Raw genomic sequence first — 18,368 nt, forward strand, 5'->3', positions numbered from 1 at the left:
ACGAAGCCCCGGCCGCTCGGCGGCCGGGGCTTCTCACGGACTGCGTCGTCTCACACGCCCGGACCTGCGGGCACGGAGTCGGTCGCCTCCGTCCACAGATCCTGCTCGGCGCGATCCGCCTGGATCTGGCGGTACACGAGGAGCCCGCCGATGGCGGCCAGTGCGACCAGGAGAAGCTTCTTCACCGCGCGACCTCGTCTTTCCTAGGTTTTAAGGGACTTCTGCCGCCCGACTATACACACCGGCCGATACCGATCGGTGACCTGCCCGAGCCCTCGCCGAGGGCCCCGCCCCGGGCGATTTCCGAGGCCGGCGGAACCCTCGGGCCGCCCTCGGAGAAACCCTCCGGCGGCCCCACTGACAGGTCCTGGGGCGCTTCACCAGCCCGGTTGCACCATACGAGTGGTGTTCATCAGAAGATCGGCGCACCGGTGGCGTCGCTCCCAGAAATGCGCTTCGACATCCACATCATCAGAAAGGTAAGCAAACCGGACCACCTGAAAGTGAGGGGCCATGAGCGCCTTCAAGGTCAAGAACCTCTGGACAGCCTTCATCACCGCCTTCTTCGCCCTCCTCGCCTCGCTCGGCCTCGCCGCGTCGAACGCCTCGGCGTCGAACGCCTCGGCCACGGAGCAGCAGCCGACGCACACGACGACCCAGGAGCACACGGGTGCGACCGCGGCAACCGCGACCACCCCGTCGGTCCGATGGACCCTTCCGCGCGACAGGGCGCTCCCACCGACGATGAAGCAGCGCATCCGCGCCGAGGCGCACGGCTCCTCACCCGCCACCAGGCATCTGCCCGCCGACACCGCGAGCACCCCCGGCACCGAAGCCGCCCGCACCAACTACGAGGCCACGGAAGGCGAGTCCCCGCTCCCCCCTCCCTGATGGCCCGCACCACCAAGGACTTCAGGCCCCCGGCCCGGTACCCACCGGCCGGGGGCCTTCCCGTGTGCCGGTACCCCCCGCACACGACGCGACCCGAGCTGAGTAGCCGTGCTCATGCGCGCCGTCGGGCGCCCGAGCACGCTGGAACGCGTACAGCGGGCAGGTGCGGCAGGCGAAGGGGTGGTTGCCGTGGAACAGGGTCGTCCGTCGACCGGCCGACAGGCCGGCATCAGTGTGGTCCTCCTCGTCGTCGACCTGACCGTCATCGGCTGGTTGGTGTTCCGCTACGGAATGACCGGGTGGGCCGACTCCTACGACGACAGCAACCCGCCCGAAGCCCCCCACGAGGCCGTGCGCGCGACCTGGCTCCTGTTCGGCGCCGCGATCGTCACGGGTGGCGGCTTCCATCTCCTGCGCCGGCGTACGTGCGGCACCGTGCAGCTGCTCGTCCTGGGCTCCGGAGCGGCCCTGCTCGCCAGCCTGGCCGCCGGCGGCGGGTGACTCGCCGGGCGCCCAGCAGGCCCGAGGCGGAAGCGCGGGAGAGGGCGGCGACGCCCGCCCGTCCACGAACGCCGAAGGCCCCCCACCGTTTCCGGTGGGGGGCCTTCGTACTGGTGGGGCTAACAGGATTTGAACCTGTGGCCTCATCCTTATCAGGGATGCGCTCTAACCAACTGAGCTATAGCCCCGCCGCGCTGCTGCGCTGACTTCTGAAGATTAGCGCACGTCGGGGCCAGTCCCAAAATCGATAGCCCGCGGGCTACTCGTCCTCGGCCAGCGTGAGCTCCACGCCGCCCACGAATCCCGCCGACAGGTTGTAGATGAAGGCGCCCAGAGTCGCCAGCGCGGTGGCCAGCACCACGTCGATCACCGCGATGATCGACGTGAAGATGAGGACGCGCGGCAGCGAGAGGAACGACTGCAGGTCGAAGCCGTTGCTCTCGTTGGAACCCGTCGCCTCGCTGATCGTGCCGCCCACGGTGGAGAAGACGCCCATGGCGTCCATCACCATCCACAGGACCGCGGCCGCGACCACGGTGCAGATGCCGAGCGCGATGGAGAGCAGGAAGCTCACCTTCATCACCGACCACGGGTCGGCCTTCGACACCCGCAGTCGTGCCTTGCGGGTACGCGGAGTGGTCCGCGCCCCCGTCCGCGGCAGGCGCACTCCCTGCCCGCCGGTGGCCCCTCGGCCACCCGCCGGCGACTCGTACGCCTGCGGCGGGTGGTAGGGCCCCGCCGTCCCTTGCGCGGGCTCCCGCTCACCGGGCAGTGGCCCGTTCGCGTAGCCCTCGAATTGGGGCTGCGGGCCCCGAGTGTCCGTCACAGTGCCCCCTTGGGAGTCCGTGGCAGGGCCACGGGCACCGTTCGCTCCGTCTCCAGAAGCGGCCGAATCGGCGCCCGTGGCTCCACTCACGCTCTACTCCTCGTGCTCCCCGGTCGAGGGCTCCGTGCCCTCGACAGTGCCCTCGGCCTGAATTTCGGCCGATGCCTCGTCCGTACCGTCCTCGGCCTCGGAGGTCCCGTCGACCTCTTCCGCCTCACGGCCGGCCTCGGCGTTGCGCGCGATGCCGACGACGGCATCCCGCTTGCCAAGATTGATCAGTTGGACGCCCATGGTGTCACGGCCCGTCTCCCTGACTTCATTGACTCGCGTGCGAATCACACCACCGCCGAGGGTGATGGCGAGGATCTCGTCCGTCTCCTCCACCACCAGGGCCCCCACGAGCGACCCGCGGTCCTCCACGATCTTGGCGGCCTTGATGCCGAGGCCACCACGGCCCTGGACGCGGTACTCGTCGACGGGGGTGCGCTTGGCGTACCCACCGTCGGTCGCGGTGAAGACGAACGTACCGGGCCGGACCACGTTCATCGAGAGCAGCTCGTCGCCCTCGCGGAAGCTCATCCCCTTGACGCCCGAGGTGGCGCGGCCCATCGGGCGCAGCGCGTCGTCCGTCGCGGTGAACCTGATCGACTGGGCCTTCCTGCTGATGAGCAGCAGGTCGTCCTCGGCCGACACCAGCTCGGCTCCGATCAGCTCGTCGTCGCTGCCGTCCCCGGTCTCCCGCAGGTTGATCGCGATGACACCGCCGGAGCGGGGCGAGTCGTAGTCCTTGAGCGCCGTCTTCTTCACCAGGCCGCCCTTGGTGGCCAGGATCAGGTAGGGCGCGGCCTCGTAGTCGCGGATCGCGAGGATCTGGGCGATCCGCTCGTCCGGCTGGAAGGCCAGCAGGTTCGCCACGTGCTGACCGCGCGCGTCCCTGCCCGCGTCCGGGAGCTCGTACGCCTTCGCGCGGTAGACCCGGCCCTTGTTCGTGAAGAACAGCAGCCAGTGGTGGGTCGTCGACACGAAGAAGTGGTCGACGATGTCGTCTTCCTTGAGCTTCGTGCCGCGCACGCCCTTGCCGCCGCGCTTCTGCGAGCGGTAGTCGTCCGTCTTGGTGCGCTTCACGTAGCCGCCACGCGAGATCGTGACGACGATGTCCTCTTCCTGGATCAGGTCCTCGATGGACATGTCCCCGTCGAAGGGCACCAGCTTGGAACGCCGGTCGTCGCCGAACTTCTCGACGATCGCGGCCAGTTCCTCGCTGACGATCTGGCGCTGCCGCTCGGGCGAGGCCAGGATCGCGTTGTACTCGTTGATCTTCGCCTGGAGCTCGTCGTGCTCGGCGGTGATCTTCTGGTGCTCCAGCGCGGCCAGCCGGCGCAGCTGCATCTCCAGGATCGCGTTCGCCTGGAGCTCGTCGATCTCCAGGAGGCCCATCAGGCCCTCGCGCGCGACCTCGACGGTCTGGCTGCGCCGGATGAGGGCGATGACCTCGTCGATGGCGTCCAGGGCCTTCAGGAGGCCACGCAGGATGTGCGCCCGCTCCTCCGCCTTGCGCAGCCGGAACTTCGTCCGCCGGACGATGACCTCGATCTGGTGCGTCACCCAGTGGCGGATGAACGCGTCGATCGAGAGGGTGCGCGGCACCCCGTCGACGAGCGCCAGCATGTTGGCGCCGAAGTTCGTCTGGAGGTCGGTGTGCTTGTAGAGGTTGTTCAGCACGACCTTGGCGACCGCGTCGCGCTTGAGCACGACGACCAGGCGCTGACCGGTGCGCGAGGAGGTCTCGTCGCGGACGTCCGCGATCCCGCCGATCTTGCCGTCCTTCACCAGGTCGGCGATCTTCTGCGCGAGGTTGTCCGGGTTGGTCTGGTACGGAAGCTCCGTGACGACCAGGCACTGCCGGTTCTGGATCTCCTCGACCGCGACGACCGCGCGCATCGTGATGGAGCCACGACCGGTGCGGTACGCCTCCTCGATGCCCTTGCGGCCCACGACCAGGGCGCCCGTGGGGAAGTCCGGGCCCTTGATGCGTTCGAGCAGCGCGTCCAGCAGCTCCTCGTGCGAGGCCTCCGGGTGCTCCAGGTACCACTGGGCGCCGGCCGCGACCTCGCGGAGGTTGTGCGGCGGGATGTTGGTGGCCATACCGACCGCGATACCGGCCGAGCCGTTGATCAGCAGGTTCGGGAAGCGCGCCGGCAGTACCACCGGCTCCTGGTTGCGGCCGTCGTAGTTGTCCTTGAAATCGACGGTCTCCTCGTCGATGTCCCGGACCATCTCCATGGACAGCGGCATCATCTTGCACTCGGTGTACCGCATGGCCGCGGCCGGGTCGTTGCCCGGGGACCCGAAGTTGCCGTTGGAGTCCACCAGCGGCATGCGCATCGACCAGTGCTGCGCGAGGCGCACCAGTGCGTCGTAGATCGAGGAGTCGCCGTGCGGGTGGTACGTACCCATGACGTCACCGACGACGCGGGCGCACTTGTAGAAGCCCTTCTCGGGGCGGTACCCGCCGTCGTACATCGCGTACAGCACCCGGCGGTGGACGGGCTTGAGGCCGTCCCGCACGTCGGGGAGCGCACGCGAGACGATGACGGACATCGCGTAGTCGAGGTAGGAGCGCTGCATCTCCGTCTCGAGCCCCACGGGCTCGACACGCATGCCGACACCGGCCACGACGGGCTGTTCTTCCGGTGTCACAGGGGTGTTCTCGTCGGCCATTGCTGGTCAAAGTCCTTTCGAGCGGCGGCTTGCTTGTACGGCCGACTCAGATGTCGAGGAAGCGGACGTCCTTGGCATTGCGCTGGATGAACGAGCGCCGTGCCTCGACGTCCTCACCCATCAGCACCGAGAAGAGGTCGTCGGCCTGCGCCGCGTCGTCGAGGGTGACCTGGCCGAGCACCCGGTGGTCGATGTCCATGGTGGTGACGCGCAGCTCCTCGGCGTTCATCTCGCCGAGGCCCTTGAAGCGCTGGATCGAGTCTTCCTTGATCCGCTTGCCGTTCTGCTTGCCGAGCGCCACCAGGGCGTCCCGCTCGCGGTCCGAGTACGCGTACTCGAAGTCGTCCCGGCCCCACTTGATCTTGTAGAGCGGCGGGCGCGAGAGGTAGACGTGGCCGGCCTCGACCAGCGGGCGCATGAAACGGAAGAGGAACGTCAGCAGCAGGGTGTTGATGTGCTGGCCGTCGACGTCGGCGTCAGCCATCAGGATGATCTTGTGATAGCGGAGCTTCTCGATGTCGAAGTCCTCGTGGACCCCGGTACCGAAGGCCGAGATCAGCGCCTGGACCTCGGTGTTCTGCAGGATCTTGTCGATCCGGGCCTTCTCGACGTTCAGGATCTTGCCGCGGATCGGCAGGATGGCCTGGTACATCGGGTTACGGCCGGACTTCGCCGAACCACCGGCGGAGTCACCCTCGACGATGAAGATCTCGCACTTCGTCGGGTCGTTCGACTGGCAGTCGCTCAGCTTGCCCGGCAGCGACGCGCTCTCCAGCAGACCCTTGCGGCGGGTCAGGTCGCGCGCCTTGCGGGCCGCCACGCGGGCGGTGGAGGCGGCGATGCCCTTGCGGATGATGTCGGCCGCTTCGTTCGGGTTGCGGTCGAACCAGTCCGTGAGCTGCTCGTGGACGACCTTCTGCACGAAGGTCTTCGCCTCCGTGTTGCCCAGCTTGGTCTTCGTCTGGCCCTCGAACTGCGGCTCGCCCAGCTTCACCGAGATGATCGCGGTGAGGCCCTCGCGGACGTCCTCGCCGGTGAGGTTGTCGTCCTTCTCGCGGAGCAGCTTCTTGTCGCGCGCGTACCGGTTGACCAGCGAGGTCAGCGCGGCGCGGAAGCCCTCTTCGTGGGTACCGCCCTCGTGCGTGTGGATCGTGTTCGCGAAGGAGTACACGCCCTCGGTGTACTGCGTGTTCCACTGCATGGCGATCTCGGCCGAGAGGAGTCGCTCCTTGTCCTCGGCCTCGATGTCGATCACCGACTGGTGGATCAGGTCGCCCTTGCGCGAGTTCAGGTACTTCACGAAGTCGACGATGCCGCCCTCGTAGTGGTACGTCACCGTCCGCGCCGGCGGCTCTTCGGTGGACGCCGTGGCCTCGGCCTCGTCGGCGCCCACGGTCGCCTTCGCCGACTCCCGCTCGTCGGTGAGCTTGAGCGTGAGGCCCTTGTTGAGGAACGCCATCTCCTGGAAGCGGCGCGCGAGGGTCTCGAAGGAGTACTCGGTGGTGTCGAAGATGTCACCGTCGGCCCAGAAGGAGACCGAGGTGCCGGTCTCCTCGGTGGCCTCGTGCTTCGCCAGGGGCGCGGTCGGCACGCCCAGCTTGTAGTCCTGCGTCCAGCGGTGGCCGTCGGTCTTGACCTCGACGGCCACGCGGGTGGAGAGGGCGTTGACGACGGAGACGCCGACGCCGTGCAGGCCGCCGGAGACGGCGTAACCGCCGCCGCCGAACTTGCCGCCCGCGTGCAGGACGGTCAGCACGACCTCGACGGCCGGCTTCCCTTCGGACGGCACGATGCCGACGGGGATGCCTCGCCCGTTGTCGATCACGCGGACCCCGCCGTCAGGAAGGATCGTGACGTCGATCGTGTCGGCGTGCCCGGCGAGGGCCTCGTCGACGGAGTTGTCGACGACCTCCTGCACGAGGTGGTGGAGTCCACGCTCACCGGTCGAACCGATGTACATGCCAGGTCGCTTGCGGACCGCGTCCAGTCCTTCGAGGACGGTGATCGCGCTGGCGTCGTACGAGGCGGTGACCTCGCCGTGTTCGCCGGCTGTGGACGGGTTGTTCTCGTTGGGGTTGCCGGAATCGGCCACGAAGCGCCCTTTCTGGCACAGCACAGGCCGTTCTCCGGCAGGCGGGAGCGGCTGCGTCGTTCGGCTGGTAATCGACGACACCCGCTCAGTAGCGGGATTGTTCATCAGTCTACCGCTAGCGCCGACCCGAATGGGGGTTTGGCGGTACCTGAGTCCGCATGTGCCGCCCTGAACCAGCGGCTGACGACTCCCCATATTCAGGACGGGGCTCTGAGAGGCTCACACGGGCGTTGAGCGCTTCTGCCTGTCAACCTCCCGCTACGGTGAGGGACACCCGCTCGGCCCTCGGAGGTTTCAATCACCACACAACGGCACAAGCCGCAGGCCCCGGGGGTCGCCGGAGCAGGCGGGCGGCACGGGACCGGGGCAGCGCCGCAGGCCCGCCGACAGCGCGGCGGGCACGGTCGATGCGCGTCGAACGGTCACGAAGGGCCAGCTCACAGGGGGTGCCGACGGAAGTCGCCCGCCGGTGGGACGGCGCTCGGTCAGCCGTACGTGTCGCCGGGACCGGTCGAACCGGGCGCGCGAAGCCGCCCGTAGGTGCGCTGTGGGCCGCCGGGCCCCAGCACCTTGATCATGCGGACCGTTCCCTGCCCGAGATCGGCGTTGAGCCGTGCCACCAGCTGGGGCGCGAGCAGCCGCAGCTGCGTCGCCCAGGCGGTCGAACTGCACTGGACGGTCAGCACCCGGGCTTCGGGCGCCTCGTCGTACTTCAGGGGCACGCAGTGTTTGGCCAGATCCTCGCCCACGATCTGCGGCCACCGGCCCATCACCCCGCCCACCGCGGCAGGCGTCTCCCAGCCGCGTTCGGTGATCAGCCGGTTGATCGCGGAGCCGAGCGCCAGCGGGTCCCGGCCGTCCGACCGGGCGCCGGAGCGCAGGCCGCCTCCGCGTCTGGCCTGTTTCCGCTGCTGGGCGGCGGCGCCCCGCGCCGCGGCCTGCTCCTTCGCGGCCCGCAGCGCCACCCGGGCCAGGTCCACCCCGGACGGCTCGGGCGCCTTGCCCCCGGAGCCCGCACCGCCGGCCGCCCCACCCGGTGCACCGCCGTCGGGGGCACCCTTCGGACGGTCCGCGGACGCGCTCACAGCCGGGTCACCTCGCCGCCGGCGACCTCGTACCGGGCGCCGGTGAGCACCCCCGGCACGTCGTCGTCGACCGCGGCCGTCACCAGCACCTGCTCGGCCGGGGCCACCAGCTCCGCCAGGCGCTCGCGGCGCCGCGCGTCCAGCTCGGCGAAGACGTCGTCGAGCACCAGCACGGGTTCGTTGCCCTCGGCCCGCAGCAGCTCGTACGAGGCCAGCCGCAGCGCGAGCGCGTACGACCAGGATTCCCCGTGGCTCGCGTACCCCTTCGCGGGCATCTGGCGAAGACCCAGCAGCAGATCGTCCCGGTGCGGCCCGACCAGGGTCACGCCCCGCTCGATCTCCTGCTTCCGCACGTCGGCGAGCGCGGCCAGCAGCTGCCCGTACAGCTCCTCACGGGTCCGCGCGGGCTCCTCGGCCACCGAACCGCGGTACTCCAGACCCACCGGACCGCCGCCCGGGGCGACGTCGCCGTACGCCTTGTCGGTGAGTGGCTGGAGCACCGCGATCAGGTCCAGCCGGTGGGCCAGCAGCTCGGCGCCGACCTGGGCCAGGTGCTGGTCCCAGACGTCGAGCGTGGACATGTCCATCGAACGCCCGCCGTGGCGGCGGGCCATCGCGGCGGACTTGAGCAGGGTGTTGCGCTGCTTCAGCACCCGGTCGTAGTCGGAACGGACCCCCGCCATCCGGGGGGAGCGGGCGGTGACCAGCTCGTCCAGGAAGCGGCGCCGCTCGCCGGGGTCGCCCTTGACCAGGGCGAGATCCTCCGGGGCGAACAGCACGGTCCGCAGGATGCCCACCACGTCCCGCGGTCTGACCTGCGAGGACCGGTTGATCCGGGCACGGTTGGCCCGTCCTGGGTTGAGCTCGAGCTCGATCAGCTGGGAGCGCTCGCCCTGGGTCACCGAGGCCCGCACGACGGCCCGCTCCGCGCCCATCCGTACCAGCGGGGCGTCCGAGGAGACCCGGTGGCTGCCGAGGGTGGCGAGATAGCCGACCGCCTCGACAAGATTGGTCTTGCCCTGGCCGTTGGCCCCCACGAACGCGGTGACGCCCGGGTCGAGTGGTACCTCGACCCGGGCGTACGAGCGGAAGTCGGCCAGCGAGAGATGCGTGACGTGCATGGTCGCGGGCCTTCCGTCCGTCCTGCTGTATGTGCGTACTACTTCTTGTTCTCCACCGCGTGGCCACCGAACTGGTTGCGCAGCGCGGCGATCATCTTCATCTGCGGCGAGTCGTCCTGGCGCGAGGCGAAGCGCGCGAAGAGCGACGCGGTGATCGCGGGCAGCGGCACAGAGTTGTCGATCGCGGCCTCCACCGTCCAGCGGCCCTCGCCGGAGTCGGCGGCGTAGCCGCGGAGGCTGTCGAGGTGCTCGTCGTCGTCCAGGGCGTTGACCGCGAGGTCGAGCAGCCAGGAGCGGATGACGGTGCCTTCCTGCCAGGAGCGGAAGACCTCGCGCACGTCGGTGACGGAGTCGACCTTCTCCAGGAGCTCCCAGCCCTCGGCGTAGGCCTGCATCATGGCGTACTCGATGCCGTTGTGGACCATCTTCGCGAAGTGGCCGGCACCGACCTTGCCCGCGTGGACGGAACCGAACTCGCCCTCCGGCTTGAGCGCGTCGAAGATGGGCTGGACCTTCTCGACGTCCTCGGGCTTGCCGCCGTACATCAGGGCGTAGCCGTTCTCCAGGCCCCAGACACCGCCGGAGACACCGCAGTCGACGAAGCCGATGCCCTTGATGCCCAGCTCGACGGCGTGCTTCTCGTCGTCGGTCCAACGGCTGTTGCCACCGTCGACGACGATGTCGCCGGGCTGGAGCAGCTCCGCCAGCTCGTCGATGGTGGACTGCGTGGCGGCGCCGGCCGGGACCATGACCCAGACGACACGCGGGCCCTTCAGCTTGCCCACAAGCTCTTCGAGGCTGTGGACATCGGCGACGTCCGGGTTCCGGTCGTAACCGATGACGGTGTGGCCTGCGCGGCGGATGCGCTCGCGCATGTTGCCGCCCATCTTGCCGAGGCCGACGAGACCGAGCTCCATCAGAGATTCCTTAAGCGTTGTGCCGATACGTTCCCAGCTCCGAGCCTACGCCCGGCGCCGGAACACGGAGCGGCGGGCAAGCTCAGCGCCGAGCCTGCCCGCCGGATCCCTTGTCGTGGGTACGGATACCGAGCAGCGGTCAGCCGGAGAGGCGGACCGGCATGATCAGGTACTTGTACGCGTCGTTCGCCTCGGCGTCGACGGCCGGACGGCCGCTGAGCAGGGCGGGCTTCGTGGAGGTGGTGAAGGAGAGCTGGGCCACCGGGGAGTCGATGGCGCTCAGCCCGTCCAGCAGGAAGGTCGGGTTGAAGGCGATCGAGATGTCGTCGCCCTCCAGCACCGCGTCGACGCGCTCCACAGCCTGTGCGTCGTCCGAGGAACCGGCTTCCAGGATGAGCACGCCCTGCTCGAAGCTGAGCCGCACCGGGGTGTTCCGCTCGGCGACGAGGGCCACACGCTTGACGGCCTCGACGAACGGCGCGGTCTCGATGACGGCGACGGACATGAACTCGGTCGGGAAGAGCGTGCGGTACTTCGGCAGGTCGCCTTCGAGCAAACGGGTGGTCGTACGGCGGCCGGCCCCTTCGAAACCGATCAGCCCTTCACCCGCACCGGCGCCGGAGAGCGCCAGAGTGACCGTGTCGCCGCTGGTGAGCGCCTTGGCGGTGTCCAGCAGCGTCTTGGCGGGCACCAGGGCCACGGCGGAGGCGTCAGGGTTCTCCGGCTTCCACTGGAATTCGCGTACGGCGAAGCGGTAGCGGTCGGTCGAGGCCAGCGTGACCGTCTCGCCCTCGATCTCGATGCGCACACCCGTGAGCACCGGGAGGGTGTCGTCGCGGCCGGCGGCGATGGCGACCTGCGCGGCGGCCGAGGCGAAGATCTCGCCGGGCACCGTGCCGGTCGCGACCGGCATCTGGGGCAGCGCCGGGTACTCCTCCACAGGCAGTGTGTGGAGGGTGAAGCGCGACGAGCCGCAGACCACGGTGGCGCGCACACCGTCGGTGGAGATCTCCACCGGGCGGTTGGGCAGCGCGCGGCAGATGTCGGCGAGCAGCCGGCCGGAGACCAGGACCGTGCCGTCTTCCTCGATCTCGGCGTCGACGGAGACCTTCGCGGAGACCTCGTAGTCGAAGCTGGAGAAGCTGAGGGCACCGTCCTCGGCCTTCAGCAGAAGGCCCGCGAGGACGGGCGCCGGCGGACGGGCCGGGAGGCTGCGGGCCACCCAGGCCACCGCCTCCGCGAGTACATCGCGCTCCACCCGGATCTTCACCGGAACCGCCTCCTGCTGTTGCTAGCTCGCCCTGCTGGCCTCGTCGTCGATTCGGGTCCGTCGGCCGAGGGGCCGGGGAGGACGCCGGGGTCCAGTCTGACGTACGGCACCGACACTCGTCGCTGCTCGGGGTCAAGTCGCCCGAAGCGGTCCGAGAGCTCGGCGGGCCAAGTTGTGCACAGCCCCCACTTCGAAGCTGATTCCTGGCTAACTCTGAGGGGTAGTAGTAGTAGGCCCTGTGGAAACCGTGGATAACGTCGTTTTCGCAGGTCAGGGCCAGTTTTTTGTCCACCGCCCCTGTGGGTGCGATCCGTGGATAACCAGCCTCTTCTGTGGACACACGAAAGTTCTGCACACCCGATGCACAGGGCCGGGGTACTTCTCCCCAGGGCGGTCCCCAGCTTTACCCGGGTTCCCCACAGCCCAATCGACCCCCTCGGTGTGACGCCTTTCACTCTCGGCAGTGAGGCCGGGTGTCGTGTTGCCGAACAGTGGACAGAGGTGTGGAGAAGAGGGTTCCTCCTGGGGACAAGAGAGCCGATCCTGTGAGTTGGTGGTGGACAACCCGGAGAGCGGTCTGTGGACAGATTTTTTATCCACAGGCTGTGGATCAAGGTTGACCACAAATCCCCAGGCGGTTGACCTGGCCTGATGGAGTATCGACAGCGAGCCCTGTGGACGCAATCTGGACAACTTCCCGGTCCCCAGGCTGTGGAGAGAAGATTTCCGGCACATCTGTGGAGAAGCACCGTGTCGGCGCTTCTGTGACCTTCTGTTCGAACAGCGACAAGCCCCGCAGCCGCCCGGAATGAAGGTTCCGTGCGCTCCCCAAGCCCCGAAAACGCCTCCGTCGGAGTTCCTCCGGACGGGCGGAGAGGAGCGCCGGCAGCAGCCCGCGGCTCGTCCTGGACGCTCTGGAAGCCACGGGGAGAAGCGGTCCGGGATCTCCGGGACAGGACCGCGGCGGCATCCGCGGCGCCGGTGGCCAGTTGCGCGAGAACAGGAAGAGGCGCCCCGCCGGACCGTGAAGGGGTCTGGCGGGGCGCCTCGTTGTCCACCGGCTGTGGGCGGAGTACGCCGGGGGCGGTGCCCGTACGGGAACTACCGGGGTGACCGGCTGGGCGGCTGCCCCCGGCTGCGCGGGTGGTCAGCCGTTCTTGATGCGGTTGGTGAGTTCGGTGACCTGGTTGTAGATGGAGCGCCGCTCCGCCATCAGCGCGCGGATCTTGCGGTCCGCGTGCATGACCGTGGTGTGGTCACGGCCGCCGAACTGCGCGCCGATCTTCGGCAGCGAGAGATCCGTGAGTTCACGGCAGAGGTACATGGCGATCTGCCGGGCCGTCACCAGTACGCGGCTCCGCGACGAACCGCAGAGATCCTCCACCGTCAGCCCGAAGTAGTCGGCCGTCGCCGCCATGATCGCCGGAGCGGTGATCTCCGGAGCGGAGTCCTCCCCACCGGGGATGAGGTCCTTCAGCACGATCTCGGTCAGGCCGAGGTCCACCGGCTGCCGGTTGAGGCTGGCGAACGCCGTCACCCGGATCAGCGCGCCCTCCAGCTCACGGATGTTCCGCGAGATCCGGGACGCGATGAACTCCAGCACCTCCGGCGGGGCGTTCAGCTGCTCCTGCACCGCCTTCTTGCGCAGGATCGCGATCCGGGTCTCCAGCTCGGGCGGCTGCACGTCGGTGGTGAGCCCCCACTCGAACCGGTTGCGCAGCCGGTCCTCCAGCGTCACCAGCTGCTTGGGCGGCCGGTCCGAGGAGAGCACGATCTGCTTGTTCGCGTTGTGCAGCGTATTGAAGGTGTGGAAGAACTCCTCCTGCGTCGACTCCTTGCTCGCCAGGAACTGGATGTCGTCCACGAGCAGGATGTCCACGTCGCGGTACCGCTTGCGGAAGGTGTCGCCCTTGCCGTCGCGGATCGAGTTGATGAACTCGTTGGTGAACTCCTCGGAGCTCACGTACCGCACCCGGGTCCCCGGGTAGAGGCTCCGCGCGTAGTGCCCGATGGCGTGCAGCAGATGGGTTTTGCCGAGCCCGGATTCCCCGTAGATGAAGAGCGGGTTGTACGCCTTGGCGGGCGCCTCGGCCACCGCCACCGCCGCCGCGTGCGCGAACCGGTTGGAGGCGCCGATGACGAAGGTGTCGAAGAGGTACTTGGGATTCAGCCGGGCATGCGGCTCACCCGGTCCGGGCGCGGGGGCCTGCTGCGAGCCGGGCCCCGGCATCCCGCCGCCGTTCCGCCCGGGACGGTGCTGCTGGTCCTGGAGGTCGTGCCGCTCGGTCCGCTGGGACTCGTACCCCTGACGCTCCGGAGGCTGCGGGCGGTAGTCGTGCGAGGGCTGCTGCGGGCGTCCGGTGCCGTAGGGCTCGCGCCACTGGTCGGCCGGCTGCTCGCGGTCCTGGTAGCCGCCGTGCCGCGGCTGCTGCCAGGAGAGGTCCTCCTGGGTGCGCGGCCAGGCGCCCGGCTCGGGCCGCTGCTGGTACTCCGGGTAGGCGGGGCGGGCCGTCGGCATCCCGTCGTCCGTCGGGCGGTGACCGTACGTGTCGTACGGGTCGACGTGGTTCTGCTCGTCGTGCGAGGGGTTCGGGTACCGGTGGTTCTGCCGGCCCTGCTGGCTCTGGTGCAGCGGCGGCGCCGGAGGGGTCGGCTCGCCGACCGAGTCGTCGACGGTGATCGCGATCCGGATCGGCCGGCCGCACTCGCGCGTCAGCGTTTCACTGATGAGCGGCGCGAGCCGTCCCTCCAGCACCCGCTTGCCCCACTCGTTGGGTACGGCGAGCAGCGCGGTGTCGGCGACCAGCGCGAGTGGCTGGCAGCGCTCGATCCACTGCTTGTCCTTCGGCTCGATGCCCTGCTGGCCCTCACCGAGGAGATGTTCCAGCACGCGTGGCCACACTGCGGCAAGATCGGCAGGTACGTCAGCCACAAGGCACGCTCTCTCGCATGTCCCACGAATATGTGGTTCCCGGGACGGAATGGGTCGGGTGGGGTCGGGCCCGGCATGGGGAACGAAAAGAAACCGGAGTTCAGCCACGGTAGCTACGCCGACCCGCCCGGTTCAAGTCGTTGTCCACAGCCTGTGCATAGTGGGGGGTCGGACGCGGCGAGTTTGACCGGATGGCGTAGCCGCGCGTACCGTGACCAGGTCGAGTTGTCGATGGCTGCTGCCGCCTGCCTCCGATGGGCAAAGATCACGATCTGTGATTGTGAAGCGGTGCACTAAGGCGTTTACGCGAGTTCCTCGTGGGCGCACGGTGACAGCCAGGCGATGTCCCGCCATCACCCGATTTATTCTGGAGCCCCCGAGTGAGCAAGCGCACCTTCCAGCCGAACAACCGTCGTCGCGCCAAGACCCACGGCTTCCGCCTTCGCATGCGTACCCGTGCCGGCCGCGCGATTCTCGCGAACCGCCGTGGCAAGGGTCGCAGCGCCCTGTCGGCCTGATCGCCAACAGGTCATGACGTGCTGCCTACCGAGAATCGGCTGAGGCGGCGCGAGGACTTCGCGACCGCGGTACGACGAGGACGCAGGGCCGGTCGCCCTCTGCTCGTCGTTCATCTACGCAGCGGTACTACGGACCCGCACGTGTCGGGGGAGAACCCTCCCCCACCGCGTGCGGGTTTCGTCGTCAGCAAAGCCGTGGGTGGTGCGGTCGTACGCACCGCTGTGAAGCGCCGGCTCCGCCACCTGGTCCGGGACCGGCTGGCTCAGCTGCCCCCCGGTAGCCTGGTTGTGGTGCGAGCGTTGCCCGGTTCGGGCGATGCCGACCACGCTCAGCTGACCCGAGACCTGGACGCCGCCTTCGAGCGGCTGCTGGGAGGGGGCGCGCGATGAAGTACCCGCTGCTGGCTCTCATCAAGCTGTACCAGTGGACGATCAGCCCACTGCTGGGCCCTGTCTGCCGCTACTACCCGTCGTGTTCGCACTACGGGTTCACGGCGATAGACCGGCATGGGGCAATCAAGGGAACAGCGCTGACCGCCTGGCGCATTCTGCGATGCAATCCGTGGTCGCCGGGCGGTGTGGACCATGTCCCGCCGCGTAAGCGTCCGCGCTGGCACGAACTGCTGCGCAACGCGCTGCGCGGTGACAAGGGCGGGGACTCCGCCACTGATGTGCCTCCCGGGAGCACGGCAGCCGCCGCGACGGCGCCGGCCGTGCTGCCGGGCCCGGCCACAGAGACCTCGCCCAAAGCTCAAGGAGCCTGATTAGTGGACACGATTGCCAGTCTGTTCCAATTCATCACCACACCCGTCTCCTGGGTGATCGTCCAGTTCCACAAGGTGTACGGGGCGATCTTCGGTGACGACACGGGCTGGGCCTGGGGCCTGTCCATCGTGTCCCTCGTGGTTCTGATCCGTATCTGCCTGGTCCCGCTCTTCGTGAAGCAGATCAAGTCGACGCGGAACATGCAGGTGCTCCAGCCGAAGATGAAGGCGATCCAGGAGCGCTACAAGAACGACAAGCAGCGTCAGTCCGAAGAGATGATGAAGCTGTACAAGGAGACGGGTACCAACCCGCTCTCCTCGTGCCTTCCGATCCTGGCGCAGTCCCCGTTCTTCTTCGCCCTGTACCACGTGCTCGCGGCCATCGCCAACGGCAAGACGATCGGTGTCATCGACCAGCCGCTGCTCGACAGCGCGCGGCAGGCCCACATCTTCGGTGCCCCGCTCGCGGCGAAGTTCATGAACAGCTCGGCCGAGGTATCGGCGCTCGGCGCTTCCCTCACGGACGTCCGGGTCGTCACCGCGGTCATGATCGTCATGATGTCGGCCTCGCAGTTCTTCACCCAGCGCCAGCTGATGACGAAGAACGTCGATCTCACGGTGAAGACCCCGTACATGCAGCAGCAGAAGATGCTGATGTACGTCTTCCCGCTGATCTTCGCCGTGATGGGCATCAACTTCCCCGTCGGTGTCCTCGTCTACTGGCTGACCACCAACGTCTGGACCATGGGTCAGCAGATGTACGTGATCAACCAGAACCCGACGCCGGGCAGCAAGGCCCAGGACCAGTACCTCGGACGACTGCTGAAGAGCGTCACCCAGCACGGCGAGGTCCGCGGTCGGACGCGTCGCAACACCGTCAAGCGCATCTACGCCAAGGGCGCGGAGCGCAACGACATCGAGCGCAAGTTCATCAACGGACTCTCCAAGCTGGGCCTCGCCGCCCAGGAGGACGGGAACGTGGCGAAGAGCGAGTCGGCAGTGGCCGAGGCTGAGGGCACCGCACAGCGGCGGCACCAGCCCAAGCGGCAGAGCAAGGCGCAGAGGACTGCCGCCGCCGGTCAGGCCGAGACGGCCAAGGAGCCGGCCTCCGACGACACCGCTGAGCCCAAGACCTCGCTCCAGAAGCAGGACGACAAGTCGAAGCCGGCGGGCAAGCCCGCGTCGGGCTCCTCACGCCAGGCAAAGTCCGGACCGCGCAAGGGCCCGCAGCGGCCCAAGCACCCGTCCAAGAAGTAAGGAGTCCATCCGTGTCGGAAGGCACCATCTCCACGGCCGCTGAGGGCAGCGACACCCTGACCCGCCTTGAGCAGGAGGGCGAGATCGCGGCCGACTACCTCGAGGGTCTTCTCGACATCGCCGATCTCGACGGCGACATCGACATGGACGTCGAGGCGGACCGGGCCGCGGTCTCGATCATCAGTGAGTCGGCGCGTGAACTGCAGAAGCTGGTGGGCCGCGACGGTGAGGTGCTGGAGGCGCTCCAGGAGTTGACCCGGCTCGCGGTGCACCGGGAGACCGGTGACCGCAGCCGTCTGATGCTGGACATCGCCGGCTTCCGGGCCAAGAAGCGCGAGGTCCTGGCGGCGCTCGGCGCGAAGGCGGCCGACGAGGTCAAGAGCTCCGGTGAGCCGGTGCGACTGGAGCCGATGACGCCGTTCGAGCGCAAGGTCGTGCACGACGCGATCGCGGCGGCCGGTCTGCGGAGCGAGTCCGAGGGCGAGGAGCCGCAGCGCTTCGTCGTCGTCCTTCCGGCCTGACCGGAACGTGTTCTGTCGGCCCCGTCTGTTCGCAGGCGGGGCCGATCTTTGTCAGCCTGTTAGTCAGCCATCCACAGTGCGTTAGTGCGGTAGGGAAGGACGGTCCCCGTGACGGAGGAAGCAGCGCTCCCTCAGGCACCTGAGGCGGCCCAGGCGGTTTTCGGCGAGTTCTTCCCGGAAGCCGTCCGGTACGCGGAGCTGCTCGCGGACGCGGGCGTCAAGCGTGGGCTGATCGGTCCGCGTGAGGTCCCACGTCTGTGGGAGCGGCACCTGCTGAACTGCGCCGTTCTCTCCGAGGTGGTCCCCCGGGATGTGACGGTCTGCGACGTGGGGTCCGGAGCAGGACTGCCGGGAATCCCGCTGGCGTTGGTTCGGCCCGACCTGAAGATCACCCTGCTGGAACCGCTGCTCCGGAGGACGAACTTCCTCCAGGAGGTCGTGGAACTGCTCGGGCTCGACCACGTGACGGTCGTCAGGGGCCGGGCCGAGGAAGTGCTGGGGAAACTCCAGCCGGTCCACGTGGTGACGGCACGGGCGGTCGCACCGCTGGATCGCCTGGCCGGCTGGGGGGTGCCTCTGCTGCGGCCGTACGGCGAGATGCTGGCGCTCAAGGGCGATACCGCCGAGGAGGAGATCAACGGCGCGCGCGCCGCGCTGAGCAAGCTGGGCGTGGTCGAGACCGAAGTGCTGCACGCCGGAGCCGGTGTGGTGGACCCCACCACGACGGTGGTCCGCGTGGTCGTCGGTGAGAGCCCGGGCGGTGTGAGGTTCGCCGCAAAGCGGGCCAAGGCGGCCAGGGTGAGCCGGACGCGCCGACGCCGCTGATCCGGGTTTCACGGCCGGGGCGGGGGCCCGGGCGTGGAAGAAGTACCAGCTGGGCTCGGTCTGTCGGCTTGTGGAGCGATGCTCCACAGAAGTAGCCCTGACCCCTCCACGCGGAGTGTCGGTGCTG

General features: G+C 68.6%; 17 protein-coding genes and 1 tRNA gene. 8 read left to right on the plus strand and 10 right to left on the minus strand.

Annotation, left to right across the window (positions count from 1 at the left end):
* Positions 1 to 50: 50 nt before the first annotated feature.
* A complete protein-coding gene (locus OHT52_RS14470) occupies positions 51 to 185 on the minus strand; it encodes a DLW-39 family protein (protein WP_219818897.1) in 135 nt (44 codons plus the stop codon).
* Positions 186 to 513: 328 nt separating this feature from the next.
* Between OHT52_RS14470 and OHT52_RS14475 the strand changes: the two genes are divergently transcribed.
* Complete coding sequence (locus OHT52_RS14475; protein ID WP_328720560.1) at positions 514 to 891, plus strand: DUF6344 domain-containing protein; 378 nt, start codon at positions 514 to 516, stop codon at positions 889 to 891.
* A 189-nt stretch (positions 892 to 1,080) separates the two neighbouring features.
* The gene (locus tag OHT52_RS14480) at positions 1,081 to 1,392 is read left to right on the plus strand and encodes a DUF6234 family protein (protein WP_328720561.1); all 312 of its coding nucleotides are present in this window, start codon (positions 1,081 to 1,083) and stop codon (positions 1,390 to 1,392) included.
* A 111-nt stretch (positions 1,393 to 1,503) separates the two neighbouring features.
* Here OHT52_RS14480 and OHT52_RS14485 read toward each other — a convergent pair.
* From OHT52_RS14485 to dnaA, 9 genes are all read right to left on the minus strand, one after another.
* Positions 1,504 to 1,580: transfer RNA gene (locus OHT52_RS14485), tRNA-Ile, on the minus strand.
* Between the two features lie 71 nt (positions 1,581 to 1,651).
* Positions 1,652 to 2,218 (minus strand): DUF3566 domain-containing protein, encoded by a 567-nt coding sequence (locus tag OHT52_RS14490; protein ID WP_328720562.1) that lies wholly within the window; start codon positions 2,216 to 2,218, stop codon positions 1,652 to 1,654.
* Between the two features lie 93 nt (positions 2,219 to 2,311).
* Positions 2,312 to 4,939 carry a DNA gyrase subunit A gene (gene gyrA / locus OHT52_RS14495; RefSeq protein ID WP_328720563.1) on the minus strand — a complete coding sequence of 876 codons (2,628 nt, stop codon included), beginning with the start codon at positions 4,937 to 4,939 and terminating at the stop codon, positions 2,312 to 2,314.
* A 46-nt stretch (positions 4,940 to 4,985) separates the two neighbouring features.
* Positions 4,986 to 7,055, minus strand: a complete 2,070-nt coding sequence (gene gyrB, locus OHT52_RS14500) for a DNA topoisomerase (ATP-hydrolyzing) subunit B (protein WP_328720564.1) — start codon at positions 7,053 to 7,055, stop codon at positions 4,986 to 4,988.
* Between the two features lie 461 nt (positions 7,056 to 7,516).
* Positions 7,517 to 8,116: a DUF721 domain-containing protein gene (locus tag OHT52_RS14505; RefSeq protein ID WP_328720565.1), complete on the minus strand. Its 600-nt coding sequence runs from the start codon at positions 8,114 to 8,116 to the stop codon at positions 7,517 to 7,519.
* Positions 8,113 to 9,237, minus strand: coding sequence for a DNA replication/repair protein RecF (recF, locus tag OHT52_RS14510; RefSeq protein ID WP_328720566.1), 1,125 nt, complete (start codon positions 9,235 to 9,237; stop codon positions 8,113 to 8,115). The genes OHT52_RS14505 and recF overlap by 4 nt, the downstream gene beginning before the upstream one ends.
* Before the next feature lie 38 nt (positions 9,238 to 9,275).
* The gene (gene gnd / locus OHT52_RS14515; protein WP_328720567.1) at positions 9,276 to 10,154 is read right to left on the minus strand and encodes a phosphogluconate dehydrogenase (NAD(+)-dependent, decarboxylating); all 879 of its coding nucleotides are present in this window, start codon (positions 10,152 to 10,154) and stop codon (positions 9,276 to 9,278) included.
* 139 nt (positions 10,155 to 10,293) lie between these two features.
* The gene (gene dnaN / locus OHT52_RS14520) at positions 10,294 to 11,424 is read right to left on the minus strand and encodes a DNA polymerase III subunit beta (protein ID WP_328720568.1); all 1,131 of its coding nucleotides are present in this window, start codon (positions 11,422 to 11,424) and stop codon (positions 10,294 to 10,296) included.
* Between the two features lie 1,147 nt (positions 11,425 to 12,571).
* Entirely contained in the window at positions 12,572 to 14,356 is a 1,785-nt protein-coding gene (dnaA, locus tag OHT52_RS14525) for a chromosomal replication initiator protein DnaA (protein ID WP_328720569.1), read from the minus strand.
* Between the two features lie 380 nt (positions 14,357 to 14,736).
* On the opposite strand from dnaA, the gene rpmH reads away from it, so the two are divergent.
* The 6 genes from rpmH (at position 14,737) to rsmG (ending at position 18,241) form a co-directional block, all read left to right on the plus strand.
* Positions 14,737 to 14,874: a 50S ribosomal protein L34 gene (rpmH, locus tag OHT52_RS14530; RefSeq protein ID WP_112448007.1), complete on the plus strand. Its 138-nt coding sequence runs from the start codon at positions 14,737 to 14,739 to the stop codon at positions 14,872 to 14,874.
* Between the two features lie 18 nt (positions 14,875 to 14,892).
* On the plus strand, positions 14,893 to 15,264 hold the full coding sequence (gene rnpA, locus OHT52_RS14535; protein ID WP_328720570.1) for a ribonuclease P protein component: 372 nt from the start codon (positions 14,893 to 14,895) through the stop codon (positions 15,262 to 15,264).
* The gene (yidD, locus tag OHT52_RS14540) at positions 15,261 to 15,638 is read left to right on the plus strand and encodes a membrane protein insertion efficiency factor YidD (protein ID WP_328720571.1); all 378 of its coding nucleotides are present in this window, start codon (positions 15,261 to 15,263) and stop codon (positions 15,636 to 15,638) included. Before rnpA ends, yidD begins: the two co-directional genes overlap by 4 nt.
* A 3-nt stretch (positions 15,639 to 15,641) precedes the next feature.
* Positions 15,642 to 16,895, plus strand: coding sequence for a membrane protein insertase YidC (yidC, locus tag OHT52_RS14545; protein WP_328720572.1), 1,254 nt, complete (start codon positions 15,642 to 15,644; stop codon positions 16,893 to 16,895).
* Between the two features lie 11 nt (positions 16,896 to 16,906).
* Positions 16,907 to 17,416 (plus strand): Jag family protein, encoded by a 510-nt coding sequence (locus tag OHT52_RS14550; protein ID WP_266706608.1) that lies wholly within the window; start codon positions 16,907 to 16,909, stop codon positions 17,414 to 17,416.
* Between the two features lie 108 nt (positions 17,417 to 17,524).
* Positions 17,525 to 18,241 carry a 16S rRNA (guanine(527)-N(7))-methyltransferase RsmG gene (gene rsmG, locus OHT52_RS14555; protein WP_328720573.1) on the plus strand — a complete coding sequence of 239 codons (717 nt, stop codon included), beginning with the start codon at positions 17,525 to 17,527 and terminating at the stop codon, positions 18,239 to 18,241.
* Positions 18,242 to 18,368: the final 127 nt, after the last annotated feature.

Origin of the sequence: Streptomyces sp. NBC_00247, from assembly GCF_036188265.1 — a bacterium.
In the GTDB taxonomy this organism is placed as follows: Bacteria; Actinomycetota; Actinomycetes; order Streptomycetales; family Streptomycetaceae; genus Streptomyces.

What these genes read in the sequence shown, in the direction of transcription:
- gnd (WP_328720567.1), bottom strand. Translation starts at nt 10,154, where the DNA reads ATGGAGCTCGGTCTCGTCGGCCTCGGCAAGATGGGCGGCAACATGCGC.
- recF (WP_328720566.1), bottom strand. Translation starts at nt 9,237, where the DNA reads ATGCACGTCACGCATCTCTCGCTGGCCGACTTCCGCTCGTACGCCCGG.
- gyrA (WP_328720563.1), bottom strand. Translation starts at nt 4,939, where the DNA reads ATGGCCGACGAGAACACCCCTGTGACACCGGAAGAACAGCCCGTCGTG.
- yidD (WP_328720571.1), top strand. Translation starts at nt 15,261, where the DNA reads ATGAAGTACCCGCTGCTGGCTCTCATCAAGCTGTACCAGTGGACGATC.
- OHT52_RS14475 (WP_328720560.1), top strand. Translation starts at nt 514, where the DNA reads ATGAGCGCCTTCAAGGTCAAGAACCTCTGGACAGCCTTCATCACCGCC.